Origin of the sequence: Konateibacter massiliensis (assembly GCF_900184995.1) — a bacterium.
GTDB classification, from domain to species: Bacteria; Bacillota; Clostridia; order Lachnospirales; family Lachnospiraceae; genus Lachnotalea; species Lachnotalea massiliensis.
The window spans coordinates 2,188,865-2,210,829 of record NZ_LT860099.1; the positions used below are offsets into that span (position 1 = coordinate 2,188,865).

The window sequence follows — 21,965 nt, forward strand, 5'->3', positions numbered from 1 at the left end:
TCCTTCTAGCCCTTTAAGCCGGTTGTCGAGATTCCTTCCACAAAATATTTTTGTGCAAGAAAGAATAAAATAATCAATGGCAGCACCGCAACGGAAGCCATAGCCATCACCTTATCCCATTGTACCACGGACTCTGCATCAAGAGAAAGTCTCAGCGCAAGAGAAATGGTGTATTTGCTCGTGGAGTTGATAAAAATAAGGGAATTTAAATAATCATTGTACGTCCACATAAATTGAAACAGCCCTGCCGAGAATAGTGCCGGCTTCATAAGCGGCAGCAAAATATTCCAAAATACACGCAATGTTCCGCAGCCGTCCATGTAGGCGGATTCATCCAGCTCCCTTGGCAAGCCTCTCGTAAACTGTATGAGCATAAAGATAAAAAACGGATAGGTCGCTAACAGTGCCGGTACATAAAACGGAAGATAGGTATCAATCCAGCCAAAAGTATTGTAGAGACTGTAACGCGGAATGATAATAACGGCATTCGGGAGCATCAACGTAGCAATCAAAAGCATAAATAATTGCTTTTTAAACGGAAACTTAAATCTTGCAAAACCATATGCCACAACAGAACAGGATGCAACCGTCAGTAATGTAGTCGGTATAACCATCACAAAGGTGTTGATAAAAAAGTCTGTATAGGTCTGATTTCCTCCGTTGCTCTTCCACCCTCTCACAAAACTTGAAAAATCGTAGGACTTCGGAAGTAATCCTGTCGAGCCGAATATCTCTGCATTATCCTTAAATGTGGCAAAAAACATCCAGATGATTGGATATATCATCGCAATTCCAACTGCACTGATAAAAATATAGGCAATTATATTGTTAATCTTTTTTTTCGTCTTCTTATTCATCTTCATGCCTCCTAAAATTCATCACTGTCTTCATAGTAAACCCAGCCCGACGAAGAACGGAATAGCAGCAGCGTTACAATCATAATAATGATGAAAATCACCCATGAAATCGCCGATGCATAGCCAAGCTTATAATTTTTAAACGCCTCGTTGTACAGCTTCATGCCGAGTACATAGGTGGATTTTAAAGGTCCGCCCTTCGTGATGACAAACGCACTTGTGAAGCTTTGCAGTGCATTGATGGTTTGCATAATGATGTTGAAGAAAATAATCGGTGTAATCTGCGGTATCGTAATCTTCAAAAAGCAGTGAAGCTTATTTGCCCCATCAATCTGTGCTGCCTCATAGAGGGATTGCGGAACCTGCTTTAATGCCGCAAGAAACATTACCATTGAAGAGCCAAACTGCCATATTTCCAGCATACAGATTGTCTTTAAGGATATATCAGGATTTCCAAGCCACTGTACAGACGGTAAATGCAAGGAATTTAAGAGCGCATTGATTACTCCGTCATCCATAAACATAAGCTTCCAAAGGATTGCTACCGCAACACTTCCGCCAAACAAGGATGGAATGTAGTAAATCGTTCGGAACACATTGATGCCTTTCATCTTTCTGCTCATCAAAAGTGCCACAAAAAGTGCCATAATCAGTTTTCCCGGAACTGTGTAAATTGTATATATTATTGTAACTTTCAGGGAATTCCAGAATTCACTATCAACTTTAAAAAGCGTGATATAATTACCTATTCCGACCCATACCGGTGCTGAGACAATATTATACTGGGTAAATGAGTAGTAGAATGAGGCAATAAACGGATAAAGCTGTAAGAGCAAAAATCCGACCAGCCACGGCATAATATAGACGAGCCCCATGTAATCTCTTTTTTTATATTCTTTGACCTTCACTTTCATATCAAAATCTCCTTACTTTTAAGCAATCTTCAGGCAAAAAACGAAATTTTGGCGTAAAAAGGGCCGCCGCAAGCCTCTTTCTGCTATTAGAGAATTTACGGCAGCCGCCAAATCTTATTTTTTTGAATCTAAGTAGTTCTGAAACAGAGCAATGGAGCTTGCTGCCGCATCTTCCGGTGAAGTCACACCGTAGGCAACCTGATCTGCCATCTCTTTCTGTATTGTGATTGCCTCTTCCTCTGTGGACAATCCTAAATCCAGAGTACCTCTATATTGCTGTGCGATGTCTACGGTTTCCTTTGTGATACCTTCAATCTGTCCCGATGCAACACAAATTTTTTGTCCTACGCTGGTTGCCGGAATGGAACGTACCGTACCAAGTATCTCCGCTGCTTCCTGATTGTTATAGAAATATTCTAAAAACTTCATCGCCGCTTCCACATTAGCTGATTTATTATTGACCGCCATATATTGAGGGCAGTTACAATAAAATCCGTCATCCTTAGCATTCTCCATCTTTGGAAGATTGGATGCTGCAAAGCTTTGTTCCGGTGCTGCTGCTGTTGCAACCTTTGCAGTGGAAGAATAGCAAAACATTCCAATATAGGTATCGCCTGAAATCCATTTCGGGTCATTTTGTAATTCATCTCCGTAGGAAATAATGCCGGAAATCGGTGCAATTACATTGTTGTCATACAATGCCTTTATGTAATCAAGTGCTTGTGTCAGCTCTTCCTGTGTAAATCCCATTTCATTTGTTTCATCAACAAAGAATTTATTTCCTGTGAGCTGCTGTAAGTATGGTTTCAAAATGGCTTTTACCAACAAGGTCTCGCCAACGGTCAACAGATACATGTTGGAATCGTATGCCTGTACCTTCTTGCCCATCTCAATTAAGTCATCCCATGTTAAATCTTCTTTAAATTCAATTCCTACTTTTTTTGCCAATTCCGTATTATAAATCAATGCTGTACCCGCTAAACCGGTCGGAAGTCCATATTGGTTTCCATCAAAGTTTCCATTGTTTTTCAAGAAATCAGCATCAAATGTCGTCAAATCCACGATATTGCTATAGTGGTTATAATCAACAAAATAATCACCGCCGGACTTTACATATCCCGGCATCCATGCCGGATCAATCTGGATAATATCCGCTGCTGTTCCGGATGTAAGCTGTGTTGTCAGCTTCTCCTGATAACCGTCGGAGCTTAAGCTTTCTGCTTCAATGGTAATATTCGGATTTTCCTCCTGGAACTTCTTAATTACCTCCAAGGTAGCCTGTGCTCTTTCATCTCCGCCCCACCACATAAATCGTAGGTTGATAGGTTCCTCCGAAGCGTCAGCACTTTGGGTATTTGTGTCGGCAGCCGTCGTTGTTTCACTTGGAGTACCTGTCGAAGCACCTGTTGACTCCGTACTTGTCTTTCCTCCGCATGCGGTCAGACTGGCTATCATCGTAACCGCCATCAGCATTGCAGTAATTCGTTTTAACTTTTTCATGTAATACCTCCCTTAATATGATAAAGTCATTATATATTAATTTTCCCAAGTATTCGAGTCGTTTGCCTTGCCATTTATACACATTTTCAGCTCTAATTTCTTTAGGAAGGTATCAAATCTTGCGATAATTACTCAATTCTTTACAAGTTCATTTGCAAGATTATATATCTCATCAAATTTTCTGCAAAACTCATCCAGGCATAAAATAGCATCAGAAGAGTTTGTGGCTCCCTCCGCACAAGATGCAGCAACCTCCTCAGTTGTTGCTGATAGATGTGATATGTTTTCGGAAATAGTTCCAGTTGACTTTAAAATATTTCTCATTGATCCTTCCGTATTTCGAATAACCGCAGTAAGCTCTGCCACCTCTTTTTCTATCAATTCAAACTTATCTTTTGATTTCTCTATTAGTTCATTTTGCTTGATAACCGATTTAGAGGAATTTTCGATGTTTTCCTTTGTCGTATTGACCTCTTTCATCAACTCATGAATGATACCCGTAATCTTCCCGCTTGCAGCTTTTGTTTTTCCAGCCAGTTCTCTTATCTCATCTGCAACTACACCAAAGCCTTTTCCCGCCTCACCTGCCCTTGCTGCTTCAATTGATGCATTTAGTGCAAGCAGATTGGTTTGATTGGAAATGATTAAGATTGTTTCAATAATGTTCATAACATTGTTAACCCGTTCATCTAGCTTTGTAATTGATATAACTGCTGTCTTTGCCGCTCCCCCTACAATAGATGCCTGCTCTTCCAGTTCTTTGATTGTTTTATTCCCTTCATCGAGAGTATCTACTGTTCTTTGGGTTGAATTTTTCATTCTTATTGTTTCCTTTTCAACCTGTTCGGTATCCGTCTGAATAGCGGTACACATACTATTTTGCTCTTGTATGGATTGAGCCGTATTTTCAGTACTTTCAACAATACTTTTCATAGAGGAATTATTTGAATCAAAACTTTTTTTAAGTACATTTACTGTAATTCTTGCTTCTTCAAAATTTTTAATCAACTTTTTGGAAATACGTATTGTTTTTTCTGAAATATTCTTTTGAAATTCTGCTGCCTCCTGTATGGAGGATAAATTTTCTTCATTATTTTGGGTCAGCAGATGAATAATCCTGTTAGTTATATAAACGGTCAGCGCAATAACGGACACTTCAATGTAAAACAAGTCCAAAAACTGCTTATCCGTTTCCATTAAGCGAAACATTCTTGCAGCGTAAAGCAGATTAAATATAACTATTGTCGTATTCGTTATCTTCATAAGCTTTATATCCATATATGCCATACTTGCAATCAGTATAGGAATTCCATATACAAATGAATAGGTAGAGGCAGTGGTGCAAAGATCAGCCAAATGAGTCACTAAAACAGCAATAATCATTGCCAATCCTGCTGTTTTTGTAGCACCGGTTCGTACAAAAAATACGATACTTAATATAATACTAATCATCCCTATAATAGTCGGAATAAACAGCAGGGGATTTATATCATTTCCATACCGTGTATTATTTAATATAATACTAGAGGTAAATCCATAACACAAAAATACTAATGTTACAATAATTACAGAAAACACTATTTTATTTGTTCGTTTGTACTGTTCACTGTTCATAATTTTATTCTCTATATTCCTTTCCAATCAATCCTGCTGATTCGGTTACATATACAAAACTGTCATCATTTATACTTTTAATGTATTCTTTGAGTCTTATTAGCTCCCTTTTGCTGACAACTGTTTCAATTAACATTTTCTTTTTCACGTTAGAAGTGTCCATCCCTTGTATAAAGGTAACACCACGCGTCAATTCTTTACTGATGAATCCTGTTATATCTAGATAATTATCAGACATAATACGGACAATATAATATTTTTCGGTTCCAATAATCACAATATCTGTTACTTTGCTGCATATGAAATTACATATTAAAGAATAAATAATTAAAGTCACATCTTGGAATAAAATTGAGGAAGAAATGATAAGCGTATTCATTGCCATAAAAAAGGTTCCTACTGTTATTCCTTTTTTATCTTTCAGGTAAATTCCCACAATGGATTCCGGTCCATTTGCTACTGCTTGCTTTAGAATAATTCCTTGTGCAATCCCAAGCATTACTCCTCCTGTTATGGTAGCAACTATGGGATCTGTAACAAATTCTTGGAAAATCTTATCCACAAAACCTATATAAAAGGTAAACATCCCGTAACTAAACGCAGCATAAAATACCTGCTTTCGATCATATGAGAGAAATGACCAGACAAAGACAGGAATACATAAAAGAATCAGTACTAATTGCACATTAATCCCCCAAATGTGATTTAATACCATAGCTATACCACCAAAACCGGTTGCGACTAAATGATTGGCAGATAAGACAAGATTAAATCCACAGGCTGCAATAAGTTGCCCGATAAGAATCCAAATTAATTTCTTCACTATTTTCAAATCGTTCCCTCTTTTCGTATCCATTTTTCCTGGCTGTAACCTTCTGAAATTACAATTATCGCTATTTACTTTTTTTCATAATTAAGAACTTCATAGCAGGATAAAAAATAATCACCTGAATTAAAATATTAACGCAATTTGCCGCATAGATAGCCGCTCCTCCTATCAATCCGGACAATGGAGCCATAATCAGAGTCGGTACATACAAACAGATTATGTATACAAGAAACACGGTTAAAATATAAATAGGAATTGCTTTTCCCAATTTGTTGTCAGCATTAAACACCATTTTTCTCTGCACAATAAAATTGACTGTCTGGGCACATGCATAACTCAATAAAAATGATAAAAAGCTGGACATGCCGCCATTTCCCACCGGATAATGAAACGGACCCCAGTTAAAATCTATGTCAGCCAAAGATTTAAAAAGAATATGATCCCCGATTAGCAAAACTATAAAGTTTGTAATGGTTGCTATGTTGGCTAACAAATTAAACATAATAAACTCAAAAATATCAGGGTGCTTCTTTTTCCAATCTGTTATTTTACTGAACATTCATAATCCTCCGTTAAGAATGTCCTCTTTCCATATGAACGAAAGAGGACACTTCATCTTTTTATTCTTTTATGCTTCTATTTTAATGTCCTGTACTTTTCTTGATCTTCGGATGATATATACCTCTCCAAGAATAATTGCAAGTCCAATTACAAGATCAATACCGATAAATACAACAACCCATGTAGGCGTTGCAAAGTTCACATCCGACATTGCATTGCTATTGGCAAGTGCATATAAAATATTATGTGATGCCGTTCTCATTGCAAGAACACTCGTCGCACTCATATCGTCTACAAGTGCTCCCATCTGTCCTGTTGTAGAAAGCATTCTGTCATTTCCGTTACGAATGCAGCTATCTGCTTCCATATAGCCATCTCTGTAGCCGCTGAACCAGTCTGTAACAACTACACCTCTAAAGCCCCACTCGCCACGCAATACATTTTGTAACAAGGCACTGCAAGTTCCTGCATACTGGTTTCCAATGTAGTTAAAAGAAGACATCGTTGCAATGGAACCACCATCTTTAAAGGACATTTCAAAAGGTTTTAAATATATTTCGCGAATTGACTGCTCATTTGTCCAAGTACAAAGAAGCTTCTTTCGATTCGTCTCCTGATCATTTAGGGCAAAATGTTTGATATAAGTAGCTACCTTGTACTCTCCTGCCCCTTGTACCTCACTTTGACCAATCAGTCCGGACAACACACCGTCCTCTGAATAATATTCAAAATTACGTCCTGAAAATGCGGAACGGTGAATATTCATTGCTGGTCCATACCATCCGGATACATTCATTTCAACACACTGCAATCCCATAATGGAACCCCGCTCTTTTGCAAGTTCTTTATTCCAAGTCGCTGCAATCATGATCGCTGACGGAAAAGCGGTTCCTCCCTGACCGTTAAAGTTATTATAAATAGATGCCGGTCCGTCGCACTCAATTGTTTTAGGCAGATCGATGGAATTGATTGCTATCGTTGAATAACCTCCAAATGCAATCAAGTTGTTCATTTCTTCTACCGTAAGCTCATCCAACAGAGAATCCCATTGGGAATCTTCATAATCCAGTCCTATCATATCTCTGATTTTCAAACCATTTTTTGCTCCGGTGGTCGGCATTACATCGGTTTCATTATTATAATCTGCCGGATCATAATTTGCGATTGCCAAAAATCCTGCCTTTGCTTCTTCGCTCATACTGTAGCTGCTTGGAGCTGCCGTAGCTTTGTTATAATTAGCAAACTGGTCTGCTCTGCTTAAGTATGTGATATCTCCTTGCGCAAAATCAAACTGGTTTTCTGCTGCTATTGCATCACTAGAGCGTGAACCGCCGTTTGCCTCATTGTAAACAATATCTTTATCAGCGGTGACAGAATAGGAATCTAACACCGTATGGGAGTCGGAGCGAATACTGATAGCGTAATCTCCATGTTCTAAAACATAGCAGCCGTTTATCTGATCATCATAGGAAGCCATGTCTTCATAGTCAAAGGAAACGGTTACTGTCTCCGAACTACCAGGCTCTAACGTGCCTGTCTTTGCAAATTCAATTAAATTTACCTCGGCTTTTTCAATTCCGCCGTTATAATATGGAGGAGTATAATAAACCTCAACCACATCCTTTCCCGCATTATCTCCCGTATTTGTCACCGTTACTTCCATGGTGATGGTCTTCCCGTCATCTGTTACATTACCGATTTTTTGCTCAAAAGAGGTATAAGAAAGTCCATAGCCGAACGGATACTGAACCGTTGCATTATAATCGATAAAGCCTTCTGCGGCCGCGGTTTCATAGTATTTATAACCCACATAAATACCTTCCACATAATTAACAAAGGTTGCATTAAACTTTGTATCTGCCCCCGGTACATTTACTAGATCAGTCATATTATCATATTCAAATGCACCAAAGTTATTATTGATCGGGGTATTGAGAAGATCATATAAATAAGTATCCACTAATTTTCCGGATGGATTAACGCTGCCGTTTAAAATCTCGCCAAGCGCAGAAAAACCTGTTTGACCAGTTCCGGCACACCATAGGGCACTATCGATACTGTCATACTGATCAAGCCACCCTAACTCCATCGGATTTGCTGAATTCACTACAACGATTACATTGTCAAATTCCGCTGTTACCCTTTCAACCATAGCAATTTCTCTATTGCTTAACTCAAGATAATGCTTACTTGCATCAACATCGTCAGGATTGCTTGTATAGCGCACTCCCGTCCAACCAAAGATTCCGCCTTCTGCCAGTGTATCTTCGCCTGTAATACTTCTTGGAAGGTCCGCATTTTCTCCGCCTGAGCGGGAAATCACAACAACTGCCGTATTGGAATATTCTTTTGCATTTGCAAAAATTCCTGCTTCATCATATTCCTCTATCGTTGGTTCCGGAACCGTCCAGTCCTGTGCTCCCATTTCAACCATAGGACGCTCTGATTGATAACCGGCATAGAAGTCAGAAATCGTGGTATTTACCTCAAATCCCGCATCCTGTAATCCTTGCAATAGTGTCACACAGCTCTCGGCTTTTATAGCTCCTGAGCCCGTGCCTCCGTAAATCGGATTAATGGAGGACCAGCCAAATACATTTAATTTTGTTGTATCTGAGCTTAAAGGCAATGCATTTTCCTCATTTTTAAGCAATACAATACCTTCTTCTGCAATCTCTTTTACCAGTTCTTCAGATTTTGCAATTGTCTCATCCGATATGGAATGGGTGTCCGCCAGTGCTAACTCCAATAAGCTTGAAGCAGGTCCAAAGCAAATCAAGTTAATAACGATACATAAAATTAATACAATTGCCACGGCGGACTGTGAACGCACCAGATATTTCATCTTACTTGATGCTTTTCTTGTGACAAACAAAACAATTAATACAAGTATGATTGCAATGCCCGCTCCGATTAGATAAGGGATACAAGCCTGTATCATCCCGTCGATGTCATCCTTGCTTGCAGTTACTGCGGTATTACTAAGCATATGTATGATTGCTGCTGCAATTCCTACGATTACTAATGCGATAACGGCAATGATTCCCAGTGGTTTCATCCACTTGTTTTTCTTGTTCATAAATATACCATCCTCCTTTTTATATTAAAATCTTATAGTGATTTTAATTCAAATGCTTTAAAATCAATACTTCCATTCCCTCGGTATTGAAAGTATAATGCAGTAATTCCCTGCTCCACCACAGCCTCAGCCTCAAAATTCACCCAGTTTTGTGCTCTGATTACCCGAATCGGAATTGCTGCAGCTATAGTAGCAAAACTCTTTGAAACCGATACTATCATTTCCCCGTCCGCTTCCCCACGAATACGGATACTGATTGTGTTTAACCCCTTTATATCGAAGTATTTAAAGCCTGCTACAGCTTTATTTCTCATATTTGCAATGTACTGATCCGGATTATTCTCCCGGTCCTTTCCTTCCTGCGTAAAATAAGGATGCTTCGCATAACGCTTTTTAGGTGACGGGCAGTCATATCTGCCTACACCGTCTTTTGACCAAAGATTACACGCAATACGTGCTTCATATTCCCCTTTACCACTCAGCGGACCATTGTTCAAACCACAGCTTGTTACTTCTGCCTGCCTAAAGCTTCCATCCTGATTCATATGTAATGCCTCCGCACAAGCCTGTCTGGAATAAGAACTTCTATTTGTCTGCCGGTGATAAAAAATATACCATTGCCCTTTGATTTCCACCATTCCGCCATGAGTATTCCCAAGGTAATTCAAACCCTTTTCTTCCTCCTGATTGCCTTCCAGAAATAAATCACCGAGACTGATTAACGTTCCACCATATACAAATCCTCCGTCCGGTCTGTCGCTGACGGCATAGCACAACTCATGGTTATGCTTGGAGGAATACACAAAATAATATTTACCGTTAATCTTTCGCATCGAACTTGCCTCAAAAAATTCATGATCGGAAAAGGAGTCTTTCCCTTCCTTCGGAAACAGAAGAACCGGGTCTTTTTTTATGGTTACCATATCCTGTTCCAGCTCTATGACAATTCCTCCGTCTGTTTTCAACTTTTTAAAGCCGCTAGCAATAGCTGGAACCGATGTATAAAAACCGGAATACAGATAGATTTTACCGTCATCATCAATAAACACTGCCGGATCAAACGGAAGTTGGTCACCTTTTTTTCTTCCCCATATAGTTCCATCCCTATATGAGATATGTCCCAGAAATTCATACTGGCCTGCCGGGCTGTCACTAACTGCCACACCCATGATTCCCATAAAATCAAAGGCATAATACAGATAAAAACGTCCGTCCAACCCCTGAACAACATCCGGAGCAAACATAATGCGCAAGCCCAAACAATTTTTTGGATCTTGGGTTTTCTTATAAATGATTCCCTCACACTTCCAGTCCGATAGATCCTCCACCGGTGCGGACCAGCATACATAATCATTTACACAAAACATTTTTGCATTAAATCTGTCATGAGAACCATATATATACACCCGGTCACCAAAGACATAAGGCTCCGGATCCGGAATATATTCATAGCTTGGCAAAAACGGATTAAATACCTGTTTATTCAACTGCACACCTCCTCTCTCTTTCACAACGGATTATAGCACAACTATATTTTTTTATATTCTGTTTGTCATAATCTGTTTTTCTGGCGTCATAACCTGTTACAATGTATAGTTTTTAAGTTCTAAGCTTTATCCCTTTGTATATGTTGTATATATATTCGTGTAATTTTTATTTACCATGTACATATTATTGCCTGACTCCTTACACCCCAAAAGCAAGTTCAAGGTTATTTTCTTTTTACCTTAACGTGAAAAATCCGAGGCTAAAGCCCCGGATTTTATCTATCGTTTGAATCATATACTTCCATATCTACATTTATACTACTAGAAGGAAAAAACACCTCCGTTAAACCATATTAGGATATTCCATTCTCACGCATCGGTATCAACACATTCAGACAAAACCAACTATCCTGCGTATGTATCGTCATTGTACCTCCGTATTTTTCAGCCGTATACTTGATACTTTTTATCCCATAGCCATGATACGCCTTATCCCCCTTCGTGGTAATATAATTGCCCTCTCTCATTTTCAGCGAGTTTTCGTAATAGTTTTCCACCCGTATAACAAGAAAATCATTCTGCCCATAAACCGCAATCCGTATCAGCCTCTTATCCTTATCCGTTATCTTGCTTACGCTTTCAATGGCATTATCCAGTGTATTTCCAAAAATACTGCAAATATCCATTGCATTCATAAAATTTAATTTTTCTCCGTCAATCACACTGGTCATATTAATATCATGCTGAACACAGTACATTTGTTTACCTGTCAATATTGTGTCCAAAACACTGTTACCTGTCCTGTTTTGTGCTTCATAGGCATATAAGTCTGATTCCATCTCGTTCAAATATGCTTCTCTTTTCTTTTCGTCTGTTTCCTTTCGAATCACCACAATTTGATGCTTCAAATCATGATATTTCCTGTTTATCAGGTTAATACTTTCTCTAGATTGGCAGTACTGCTCATATTGTCTTTGCAAAATGGAGTGAATGGAATCCAATTCCTGCTTAATCAGCATTTCCTGCCATCTGTCCTGCAAGGCAACCAGCATAGCAACTCCGGCAAAATCAACCAAGGTTCTGATATAAAAAATTTCCATACTCATACGCCCGCTAAAAGGTGTATTTTGATAGACATAACTGATATTGCTTATTAAAAAGGTGCCCAGTGCTATAGTTGCGGCACTGAATGCCTCCTTATTTGTAACATAAAGATTATTCTCATTTTTTATTCTCTTCTTTTCAACAATATAAAAAAGAAAAAATGTCCCCCCATAACACACGAACAAAAAAGCCGTCTGCAAAGGCACACCACCAAATCCGCTTTCTGCTGCAAAGGAATATAACTGCCATTCAAAAGAAGCGGCAAATTCCGCAAACACAAATGCAATTGCCAGAAAAAAAGCTGCGTCGGTACTCGGAATATCACAGCAAAGTCTTATTCCTGCATACATAAGTATAGTTGCCATAATCATTCCTGGAATCCAAAAAGCGACCGGTACAGCTCCTATCCAGATTTGCACACAGATAAGAAGAATAAGTAAAACTCCAAGATAAAGTGCGGTGCGTTTTATTGCATGTCTTCTTTTCAAGCTCAGTATTAAAATCAGGCAAGCCGCCCATTCTGCTAATGCCGTGTATATTTTGGGAATATCCTGCATCATATTCATCCCAGTTCTCCTCCCATATACCTCGAAAGTTCTTCCATAAATCCCTTCTTTTTCGGGCGGCTTATCTGCAAAATATTTCCTGCCACAGTAACCAGATTATTATTCACACTCTCTACATAACGTAAATTTACCAAATAACAATTGTTGCATCTGTAAAAATATTTTCCTTGAAGCTTATCTTCCAGATTCTTGAGTGAATCACGTATCGTATATACATTATCATGGGTATGAAATGTAATATTATGTCCTTGACTTTCTATATAATAAATCTGGGTTACATCCAGTCTGACCATATTTCCTTCCTGAAAAACGGTAAGATAATAGGACTGTCTTGCTTTGATTTTCTTGATTGCCTTTTTCAGCTCTTGGGAAAAAGCAAAATAACTGACCGGCTTTAATACATAGTCCAAAGCTTCCACCTCATAGCCCTGAATTGCGTATTGTGCAAGATTTGTTATAAAAACAAGAAGCACATCCTTATCCAGCTTACGAATACTTTTCGCTGTACTCATTCCGTCCAAAAGCTTCATTTGGATATCCATAAAAATAATATCATAAACCGGTTTGTACTCCGTAATAATATCCATTCCGTCAGAAAATGTCTTTACACTAATCTGTTCTTGGCTTTCTTTTTCATATTTTTTTACATATTCGCAAAACTGCTCCATATATTTTATATCATCTTCTACTATTGCAAGCCTTATCATACATCTTCTCCTATTTATCCACTCCCCCAAAAAGTGCGAACAAGACCCCCTACATCCCCTTTGCTTTCTTCGTACAAGCCTTCATCGCTTCCATTACCGAGCTTCTAAAGCCCTCTTTCTCCAAAACACGCACTGCTTCTATTGTTGTGCCGCCCGGCGAGCAAACCATATCCTTTAGCTCACCCGGATGTTTGCCGGTCTCAAGCACCATTTTAGCACTGCCGTAAACTGCCTGCGCTGCAAATTTATATGCCTTGTCTCTCAGCATGCCATCGGCAACCGCCGCATCCGCCATCGCCTCAATAAACATAAATACATAAGCGGGAGAGCTGCCGCTTACCGATACTACCACGTCCATAAGGTTCTCTGATATGACCTCAACCTTTCCAAAGCCTTCCAAAACCTTACACACCTGCTCCAGCTCCTCTTTCGTGACAAGCTCATTGTAGCAGGTACCGGTAATACCCTCACATACAAGTGCAGGAGTGTTCGGCATACAGCGCACGATTTTTACAGAGTTTCCAAATCTATCACCAAGCCATTCCAAGGTCTTGCCCGGTGCTATGGTGACAACAATCTGGTTCTCCTTTATCACGCTCTTCAATTCACCGATAACGTCTTCATAATACTGCGGTTTTACCGACAAAAAGAGAATATCTGCCTCCTCAGCCACCTTTTTATTATCCTCCGTGACCTGAATCTTTAAATTCTCTTTCGCCTTTTCCAATGCGGGTGTATATGCATCGGACGCAATAATGTTTCCTGCTTCACATATCCCGTTACTGATAATGCCGCCAATCATTGCGGACGCCATATTGCCGCAGCCTATAAATCCTAATTTCATATGTCTACATCTCCTTTGTTTGTATGGCTTTAAGCTATTGCCAGTTATCTATTTTACTTTACTATGAAAAATCTCATAAATCAATACAAACTAAAAGGACTTTCGCTTTATATAAGCTTCACTTGTATCTTCTTCCCCTCAAAAGGCACTAAGATTTCTTTCCCCTCATAGGTAAGAAGAAAGCTGTCATATTTTTTCTCATACCCTCCATGTACCAATTCCGCTGTAAAATCCCCCTGTTTTGTAACACTGAATTTATATTCGTTATAAACTCCCTTTTCATAATCAAAGCTTTCACCGTCATCTTGATAATGGATATAAACTCCTTCTCCTTTGTAGATATCCAAAGTTAATGAGGTAATTTCTTTTTCTCCCACATAATTTTGAACAGGATAATTTGGTAAAATTGAGCCTGCTTTTATATACATCGGGCACTTTTCTAAAGGTGCCTTTGCAATCATAAATTGCCCACCTTCCAGCTCTTCTTGTGTGTGATAATCTACCCATTTTCCCTCCGGCAAATACACCATGCGGCTTCTTGCGCCCTGCATCACAACCGGAGCCACCAAAATACTCTCACCTACTAAAAACTCATCGTTTAATTCACGTACTCTCTCATCTGTCTCGTAATGAAGTACCAGCGGGCGCATAATAGGAAGTCCGCTTGTTTCACCGCTTACGAACAAATCATAAAAATAAGGCAAAAGCTTATATCGAAGTTCCACGTATTGACGGTATATCTCCATGGTTTCTTCTCCAAACTGCCACGGTTCCTGATATAAGCTTCCCATATTGGAATGATTTCGAAAAAGAGGTGAGAAGCAACCGACCTGCACCCATCTTGTCAAAAGCTCCGCCGTCGTATCGGAGCCGAAGCCTCCGACATCTGTTCCAACATAGCTCATACCGCTTAACCCCAAATTACATAACTGTGGGATAGCCATTTGCAAATGTGCCCAGATACTATGATTATCACCGGTCCAGCCTGTCGTATATTTCTGACTGCCTGCATAGCAAGCTCTCGTAATGACAAACGGCCGTCTTTTGTCATGCTTTTTTAAACCTGCATAGGTCGCTTTCGACATTAAGTGCCCATATACATTATGCATTTCACCATGGGTTGCAATTCTATCCTCATCCGAAAACAAGATGTCATCCGGTATCTCTCCTTTGAAACTTGCCGGTTCATTCATATCATTCCATACGCCGCGAACCCCGTGTTTTAGTAAGAGCTTTTGATTGTCTGCCCACCAGTCTCTTACCTCTTTCTTTCCAAAATCCGGATAAACAGCATCTCCCGGCCATACTTGGTTTACATATATTTCACCTTCTGCATCTTTTACAAAATAATTATGTTTGACACCCTCCTCATAAATCGGATAGCCTTTTTCTACCTTTACACCGGGATCAATTATTGTTACGATTTTAAATCCTTCTTTTGCTAAATCCTCTATTAGTTCCTTTGGATGCTCAAAGTTCTTTTTATTCCAAGTAAACACTTTGTACTTCTCCATATAATCAATATCCAAGTGAATCGTATCACAAGGAATCCTATGTTCTCGAAAAGAGGCTGCTATTTTTCTTACATCATGTTCTGTATCATATCCCCATCTGGACTGATGATATCCCAGACTCCACAACTGAGGTCTGTTAACCGTGCCGGTTAATGAGGTATATTCTTTTATAATATCTTTGATACTTTCTCCGGTAAAAAAGTAATAGTCCAAATTGCCCGCATCAGAAGCAAAGTAATAATAATCATTGCTTTCTTTTCCCATATCCCAAAAGGAGCGGTTGGTATTATCAAAAAATATTCCGTAAACACAGTTTGTTTTTAACGTAATCAAAAAAGGTATCGTTTTATACAGCGTTTTATAGCTATCTACATGTGGTTTGGGATCATCCGTATTCCACATTTCATATTCATAGCCTCTTTTATTTAAAAAGCCTGTCCTGTCCCCCAATCCATAAAAAAACTCATCACCCTCTAATTCCTTAACAACTTGTATTCTATGATTTTGCTCCTCTTTTTTATGCTCATGTCCTTCCTGCTCCATCAGTTGAATGAATTCCTCACCAAGTTCAACGCGAGGCTTTCTCTCTCCTCGATAATCCTTACATAACACGGTTCCATCTAATTTATAAAAATCAATTCGAAATCCATCGAACACGTTTATCAACATTTTCTTTGTACGAATGATTAGATTTTCTTGATTCATGATTACATCAAATTCTGTGTCTATTTTTTCTAAGTGCTCGATTGCTTTTGATTTACCATTATCTTCTGTTTTTGAGAAGATACGGACCATACAATCATTTAGGACGGAAATAGTTCCTATTCCATTCTCAAATACGACAGTGATATCCTGCTTATTTTTCTCAAAACTTATTATTTTACCTAACATATCTTTACTCCAATTCCTATAATTTTAGAAAAGAGAACACATGTATAAAACAATCTGTTCTCTTTTCTACTCATTTTTTGAAAGCTATTGTAACAACTGAATACTTTCCGATCAACAGTTATCTTTTTTATTTTGCACTTGCCTGATAATTATCATATGCATCCTTTTGAATTTTCATAAAATTATCGTAACCCATTTGCTTTAATGTTTCAATATAAGAATCCCACTCTTGTTCTACTCCGCCTTCCGTAACCCATTTTGCCTGCATGGTTGTTATGTAGGAATTAATATCTGTATACAGCGTTGACAAATCGTTTAACTGTTCATTGGTATAACTTACATTTGGATAGGCTGGTTTTGCATATTGGCTTAATTCCTTATCTAACTGAAGCTTTAAGCCGTCACCGCTGTCGGTCGGTAAATTTACTTTATCATTAAATCCATCTCCTACATATTTCGGACCAAAATCTCGGAGTGAATTTATCCAAGCAAATGTATCCGCTGAATTTCCATCTGTAGGAGCAAGCAAGGAGTAAGTATCACCCTCTTTTTCAATGCCTACACCAAAGGAACCATAAAATGTCTGAATGGAGGCATCTTCTGTATAGAACTGATCCATCCAACGAAGCAGCGCTGCCGGATCTTTACAAGCGGTTGTTATCATAAATTCATTTCTGCTGTAATTCCAATGTTCCGGGTCAGAGGAAACATAACATTCTCCATCCGGACCTTCTAATGCAGGTAAAGCAGCATACTGTGAAGCATTTGCTCCAAACGTAGCGTCTGTTGTCCAACCAGGAGCGGAACCTACCACTGAAGTTTCACTCATTAATTTGGCATCACGCATGGAAGTATCCTGCGTATAAATTTCCGGATCAATGAGTCCTTCGCTGTAAGCTTTGTGCATCCATGCAATACCTTCTTTGTAAGAATCAAGAGTAGGTAAAAATGCCGGCTCGTTGTCTTTTACTGTCATTAGATAAGTACCGTCTGCACCGATGGTCGTTCCGAAAGGAAGTAAGAAAAACATGGTGGAATCTGCATAACCCTGGCCATATGGAATTTCATCATTCGGATCACCATTTCCATTGGCATCCTGCTCTTTAAATGCTTTTAATACATTGTAATATTCTTCATAAGTCTGCGGCATACTTAAGCCAAGATTATCAAGCCATTCTTGATTGATAAACATTTGATTAGACACGACTGGTCTGCAAGGTTTTTTGCTTGGAAGACCATAGATATGTCCGTCGGACGAGGTTGCCAACGCTTTCATAATCGGGTCTTTTTCCAAAATTGCCTTAAAGTTAGGCATGTTTTCATCAATGTACTCATCTAACGCTATAAATGAATTTTGATTGGTTGCGATATCAGAAGCCGTGAAGCATATGGAACCTAAAAATGCATCCGGCAAGTCACCGCCAGCCATTAATACCGCTTTTTTATCCGTCCAGTCTGAATTCAAAATGGTATCCCAGGCAATGGAGATACCTGCATTTGTCGCTGCATCGTCCACGAAGCCTTCATGATAATCTTCACCCCAATCCGCCCAGCGTACCGTTGTTACTTTAAAGGAATCTTGACTTACCGTCTCAGTTTCTTTGCTTTGACTTTCCTGATTTGATGTACTTTCCACTTCATTATTTGTTTGTGTTCCTCCGCAACCTGTTGCTGTAACTGCTAACATTGCTGTCATAACCATAATACTTACTACTTTTTTAATCATATTCTTCTCCCTTTCTTACGCACTTTTCATGCTCATTCTTTAATGGCACCTATCATAACACCCTGATTAAAATATTTCTGTAAAAATGGATACAGAAGCATAATGGGAAGAGTGGATACCACGATAGATGCATATTTCATCATATCAGATAATCTTCTAAGCTCAGAAGCCATTTCCCCGGTGGCCGCCCCCAGAAGAGACTGATTTGATATCAAAATTCTTCTCAGCAATAGCTGCAATGGCTGTAGGCTTTCGTTTTGCAAATAAATCAAAGCATTGAACCACGAATTCCATATTCCTACTGCCGTCCATAATCCAATAACCGCTATAATCGCTTTGGATAACGGAATTACAAATTGAAAGAAATACCGTATGGTTCCGCAGCCGTCAATCTGTGCAGATTCCCATAATCCTTCCGGTATACTTGTGTTAAAAAATGTTCGTGCAACAATAATATTATAAGATGATACCGAAAACGGTACGATCATAACCCAAAATGAATCTAACAAATGAAAATCCTTTACTACCAAATAAATAGGAATTAGACCTCCACTGATAAACATCGGTATGATATAAAACAAATTAATCCATTTTCTCCCCAGCATATCCTTTCTTGACATCGCGTACCCCGCCGTAATATTTACGACTAAAGCAACCAAAGTTCCTGCCAACGTATAAAAAATCGTATTTGCATAGCTGCGCCAAATGGAAGATTGTTTAAACAGTTCCACATATCCGTCGAGCATCCAATGTTTCGGCCATATCCAAACCTCCCCATTTGCCACATCAGCCGGATTGCTGAAAGATGCTATAATAATAAACCATAGGGGGTAAACAACCGCTGCTATCATTAAAACTGCAATCGTATGTATTATAATATCTACTAATCTGTCCCTGGGACTTTTCTTCATTCTGCTGGATTTTACATTTACTTTTTCCATTTAAATCCTCCTTATATCAAGCTGGTATCTGTCATTTTCTTCGAAAACCAGTTGACGATTAGCAGTACAGCTAAATTAACTACTGTATTAAAAAGACCAATGGCAGTGGACAGACTATATTGAAAGCTTTGCATACCTACTTTATATACATAGGTTGATATTATTTCACTTCCCATAGCATTCTGTGTGTTTTGTAAAAGAAAAACTTTTTCAAAGCCTATACTTAATATACTTCCCGCCCTTAATATCAGCAATATCATAGCAGTGGATAATATCAACGGAAGATCAATATAACGGATTTTCTGCATGACTGATGCTCCGTCAATGGTTGCCGCTTCATAATAGGTAGGGTCAATTGCTGACAACGCGGCTAAGAATATAATGCTGTCCCACCCTAAATGCTGCCAGATATCGCTCCATACATATACATGCTTAAATGCCGAAACACTTGCCATAAGGTTAGGAATTTCAATACCAAACAGACGAAATACATTTGCTATAATACCACTGCTTGGTGATAAGAAAATAAGAATTAAGCCGCACATTACCATAGTGGAAATAAAATGTGGAAGGTAAGTTGTCACTTGAAATATCTTCTTAAACTTCTGATTTCTAATTTGATTACATAACAAAGCTAATGCAATCGGTAACGGAAAACCGACTATAATCCCGTAAATACTAATTGCCAATGTATTTTTTAGCGTGATACCAAACTGATAAGAATTAAAAAACTTAAGAAAGTGTTTGAAACCAACCCATGGACTTCCCATAATCCCAAGCGCGGGTGTAAAATCCTTAAAGGCAATGATCAATCCATACATAGGCAAATAGGCAAAACAAAGCAAAAGAACAGCGGACGGAAATAAAAGAATATATAGGGGTATACTCTTTTTCAGCCTTCTCCCCAAAGAAGCCTGCGTGCCTTTTGCAACTTTTGTTACATTTTTCATATTACATCCTCCTTTAGCCTGAATTCTAACATAATCAATCAAAGGTCTATAGAACTATTCCGTCTTACCTCTAGCACTTTTTGGTCTTTCTTCCAAATCCGGTAGAATCTAGAAATATATTCTTGTATAATACTAATAAATAGTACAGGAGGCATTATGAAGAGAAAAAGATCTCGTTCCAGTCATTCACTTGAACATTTTATAAAGGTATTAATCAGTTTGTCCATTCCGATCATTGTAATTAACATTGCGGTAAGCTTTGTTTCCATCATAACGACCAGAGAGCAGAACATGATTCACATTTCGAATACGATTGCTTTATATCAGGAAGAAACCGTTAGAAAAATAGCAGCCGTCGAGCATTTTGTCCGGTGGACAGTAATTCACGAACCTCTCATTGATACGCTGGAAACAAACGAGGACTTTGGCGACAGGCTGGAAGCCATAACAACTTTTCGCACGCGGGTAAGTGACAATCAATACGGCACCGGAAAAGAATTTGAATATTTCTTATATTTGGAAGAACAAGATCTTTTCCTAAATTGTTCTGCCCTAAACCTTTCTTATTCCGATTATCTTCTATGTAAAAAGGAATTGTTAGAAAAGATTAAAAGCAAAGAAACGCTTAAAAACAGCAATGACTGGAAAATACTTAAGATACGGGATAATTACTACTTTTATTATATTATTACCTATAATAATCGAACCTTTATCTCCTTTATCTCTGCAAAAGATATCTTGACGCCGCTTGAGGATATTAATCTGGGTACTAACGGCTATATGCTTATGAAAGATATGAATCACACGATTCTATCCTCCACAGGGACCAAAGGTGATAGCAGCTTAGGCAATTCTTTATTCTTAAGCCGTTTAAATATTGATAATAAAGCTTCTACCCTGCCTTTTACCTTACATATTTTTATTGATAACTGGTTTTATGAACGAATTATTCTTATGCAGATTATTGTTGTTATTATGGCTTTTATTGTTGCACTTACCTTGTTTGTCTTTGTATACTACACTCAGAAAAAGGTAATACAACCAATACAGAGTTTTTCTCTTAATCTTGCAAAAATAAACGATAATACGAACCTCTTGGATCTTCAGGACAGTAATATTATTGAATTAGAGCAAGCTAACCAACAGTTTAAGAATCTGATGCGGGAAATAACGAAGTTAAAGATTAATCTTTATGAACAGGAACTAGAAAAAAAGAGGATTCAGATAGGCTTTTTACAACAGCAAATAAAACCTCATTTTTACTTAAACTGTCTGACCACCATTTACAGTATGGCACAGACAAAGAATTATAAAGAGATAGAATCCATGGCACTCTTTACCTCCAAATATCTACGTTACTTATTTCAGACGAATAAAGATTTTGTAAAGCTGGAATATGAATTAAGTCACGTAAATGCTTATCTGAATATACAAACGTTACGATATGGTTCCGCTTTTTCTTATACATACATTGAGGATACTGCTGCAAATGAAGGGCTTATCCCGCCATTGATCCTTATGACATTTATTGAAAATACAATTAAACATTGCGTGTCCTTAACCATAACATTAAATATTACTTTAACTACCCAAAAACTACAGAGAAACGGAAAGGATTATTTGCATATTGCATTAAAAGATACCGGCCCCGGCTTCACGAATGAGGTTTTGACTGTTTTAAACAATCATCAATCGCTTGTCAGTGAAGACGGAACTCGAATCGGAATAACAAATGCTATCGAAAGACTGACATTCTTATATGGCAATGAATACAAATTATTGTTTTCGAATAATGCTGATATGGGAGCTTGCATTGAATTAGTATTACCCTTTAGCAACGAAGATAAGTAGACAAGGTAATAACTGATATAATTGGGAGGG

16 protein-coding genes are annotated in these 21,965 nt (G+C 38.4%); 1 reads left to right on the top strand and 15 read right to left on the bottom strand.

The genetic code is table 11. The features are described 5' to 3' along the window. Nucleotides 1-5: 5 nt before the first annotated feature. The 15 genes from CTY48_RS15770 to CTY48_RS15840 form a co-directional block, all read right to left on the bottom strand. Nucleotides 6-857: a carbohydrate ABC transporter permease gene (locus tag CTY48_RS15770; RefSeq protein ID WP_180272755.1), complete on the bottom strand. Its 852-nt coding sequence runs from the start codon at nt 855-857 to the stop codon at nt 6-8. Nucleotides 858-868: 11 nt separating this feature from the next. Beyond that, on the bottom strand, nt 869-1,771 hold the full coding sequence (locus CTY48_RS15775; RefSeq protein ID WP_099469411.1) for a carbohydrate ABC transporter permease: 903 nt from the start codon (nt 1,769-1,771) through the stop codon (nt 869-871). A 114-nt stretch (nt 1,772-1,885) separates the two neighbouring features. After that, nucleotides 1,886-3,271, bottom strand: a complete 1,386-nt coding sequence (locus CTY48_RS15780; protein WP_099469412.1) for an ABC transporter substrate-binding protein — start codon at nt 3,269-3,271, stop codon at nt 1,886-1,888. Between the two features lie 132 nt (nt 3,272-3,403). Then, a complete protein-coding gene (locus CTY48_RS15785) occupies nt 3,404-4,885 on the bottom strand; it encodes a methyl-accepting chemotaxis protein (RefSeq protein ID WP_143452732.1) in 1,482 nt (493 codons plus the stop codon). Between the two features lie 4 nt (nt 4,886-4,889). Continuing rightward, nucleotides 4,890-5,708 carry a YitT family protein gene (locus CTY48_RS15790; protein WP_236355069.1) on the bottom strand — a complete coding sequence of 273 codons (819 nt, stop codon included), beginning with the start codon at nt 5,706-5,708 and terminating at the stop codon, nt 4,890-4,892. A 70-nt stretch (nt 5,709-5,778) separates the two neighbouring features. Further along, nucleotides 5,779-6,273 (bottom strand): GtrA family protein, encoded by a 495-nt coding sequence (locus CTY48_RS15795; protein ID WP_099469415.1) that lies wholly within the window; start codon nt 6,271-6,273, stop codon nt 5,779-5,781. A gap of 69 nt (nt 6,274-6,342) precedes the next feature. Next, complete coding sequence (locus tag CTY48_RS15800) at nt 6,343-9,354, bottom strand: glycoside hydrolase family 3 protein (protein WP_099469416.1); 3,012 nt, start codon at nt 9,352-9,354, stop codon at nt 6,343-6,345. Nucleotides 9,355-9,386: 32 nt separating this feature from the next. Further along, complete coding sequence (locus CTY48_RS15805) at nt 9,387-10,847, bottom strand: family 43 glycosylhydrolase (protein ID WP_456298592.1); 1,461 nt, start codon at nt 10,845-10,847, stop codon at nt 9,387-9,389. Between the two features lie 347 nt (nt 10,848-11,194). Continuing rightward, entirely contained in the window at nt 11,195-12,511 is a 1,317-nt protein-coding gene (locus CTY48_RS15810; protein WP_236354983.1) for an ATP-binding protein, read from the bottom strand. Beyond that, nucleotides 12,508-13,218: a LytR/AlgR family response regulator transcription factor gene (locus CTY48_RS15815; RefSeq protein ID WP_099469418.1), complete on the bottom strand. Its 711-nt coding sequence runs from the start codon at nt 13,216-13,218 to the stop codon at nt 12,508-12,510. The genes CTY48_RS15810 and CTY48_RS15815 overlap by 4 nt, the downstream gene beginning before the upstream one ends. 49 nt (nt 13,219-13,267) lie before the next feature. Further along, nucleotides 13,268-14,062, bottom strand: coding sequence for a pyrroline-5-carboxylate reductase (gene proC / locus CTY48_RS15820; protein WP_099469419.1), 795 nt, complete (start codon nt 14,060-14,062; stop codon nt 13,268-13,270). 107 nt (nt 14,063-14,169) lie between these two features. Continuing rightward, nucleotides 14,170-16,467 carry a glycoside hydrolase family 31 protein gene (locus CTY48_RS15825; RefSeq protein ID WP_099469420.1) on the bottom strand — a complete coding sequence of 766 codons (2,298 nt, stop codon included), beginning with the start codon at nt 16,465-16,467 and terminating at the stop codon, nt 14,170-14,172. 127 nt (nt 16,468-16,594) lie between these two features. Further along, nucleotides 16,595-18,193: a type 2 periplasmic-binding domain-containing protein gene (locus tag CTY48_RS15830; protein WP_099469421.1), complete on the bottom strand. Its 1,599-nt coding sequence runs from the start codon at nt 18,191-18,193 to the stop codon at nt 16,595-16,597. Between the two features lie 32 nt (nt 18,194-18,225). Continuing rightward, a complete protein-coding gene (locus tag CTY48_RS15835) occupies nt 18,226-19,134 on the bottom strand; it encodes a carbohydrate ABC transporter permease (RefSeq protein WP_099469422.1) in 909 nt (302 codons plus the stop codon). Between the two features lie 11 nt (nt 19,135-19,145). Beyond that, nucleotides 19,146-20,084, bottom strand: coding sequence for an ABC transporter permease (locus tag CTY48_RS15840; protein ID WP_099469423.1), 939 nt, complete (start codon nt 20,082-20,084; stop codon nt 19,146-19,148). Nucleotides 20,085-20,240: 156 nt separating this feature from the next. On the opposite strand from CTY48_RS15840, the gene CTY48_RS15845 reads away from it, so the two are divergent. Then, nucleotides 20,241-21,935 (top strand): sensor histidine kinase, encoded by a 1,695-nt coding sequence (locus CTY48_RS15845; RefSeq protein ID WP_099469424.1) that lies wholly within the window; start codon nt 20,241-20,243, stop codon nt 21,933-21,935. The last annotated feature ends 30 nt before the right edge of the window (nt 21,936-21,965 follow it).

Bases quoted from the DNA above. Each gene is read 5' to 3' on its own strand.
- CTY48_RS15770 (WP_180272755.1), bottom strand. From the start codon at position 857: ATGAATAAGAAGACGAAAAAAAAGATTAACAATATAATTGCCTATATT.
- CTY48_RS15775 (WP_099469411.1), bottom strand. From the start codon at position 1,771: ATGAAAGTGAAGGTCAAAGAATATAAAAAAAGAGATTACATGGGGCTC.
- CTY48_RS15780 (WP_099469412.1), bottom strand. From the start codon at position 3,271: ATGAAAAAGTTAAAACGAATTACTGCAATGCTGATGGCGGTTACGATG.
- CTY48_RS15785 (WP_143452732.1), bottom strand. From the start codon at position 4,885: ATGAACAGTGAACAGTACAAACGAACAAATAAAATAGTGTTTTCTGTA.
- CTY48_RS15795 (WP_099469415.1), bottom strand. From the start codon at position 6,273: ATGTTCAGTAAAATAACAGATTGGAAAAAGAAGCACCCTGATATTTTT.
- CTY48_RS15800 (WP_099469416.1), bottom strand. From the start codon at position 9,354: ATGAACAAGAAAAACAAGTGGATGAAACCACTGGGAATCATTGCCGTT.
- CTY48_RS15810 (WP_236354983.1), bottom strand. From the start codon at position 12,511: ATGAATATGATGCAGGATATTCCCAAAATATACACGGCATTAGCAGAA.
- CTY48_RS15815 (WP_099469418.1), bottom strand. From the start codon at position 13,218: ATGATAAGGCTTGCAATAGTAGAAGATGATATAAAATATATGGAGCAG.
- proC (WP_099469419.1), bottom strand. From the start codon at position 14,062: ATGAAATTAGGATTTATAGGCTGCGGCAATATGGCGTCCGCAATGATT.
- CTY48_RS15825 (WP_099469420.1), bottom strand. From the start codon at position 16,467: ATGTTAGGTAAAATAATAAGTTTTGAGAAAAATAAGCAGGATATCACT.
- CTY48_RS15830 (WP_099469421.1), bottom strand. From the start codon at position 18,193: ATGATTAAAAAAGTAGTAAGTATTATGGTTATGACAGCAATGTTAGCA.
- CTY48_RS15835 (WP_099469422.1), bottom strand. From the start codon at position 19,134: ATGGAAAAAGTAAATGTAAAATCCAGCAGAATGAAGAAAAGTCCCAGG.
- CTY48_RS15840 (WP_099469423.1), bottom strand. From the start codon at position 20,084: ATGAAAAATGTAACAAAAGTTGCAAAAGGCACGCAGGCTTCTTTGGGG.
- CTY48_RS15845 (WP_099469424.1), top strand. From the start codon at position 20,241: ATGAAGAGAAAAAGATCTCGTTCCAGTCATTCACTTGAACATTTTATA.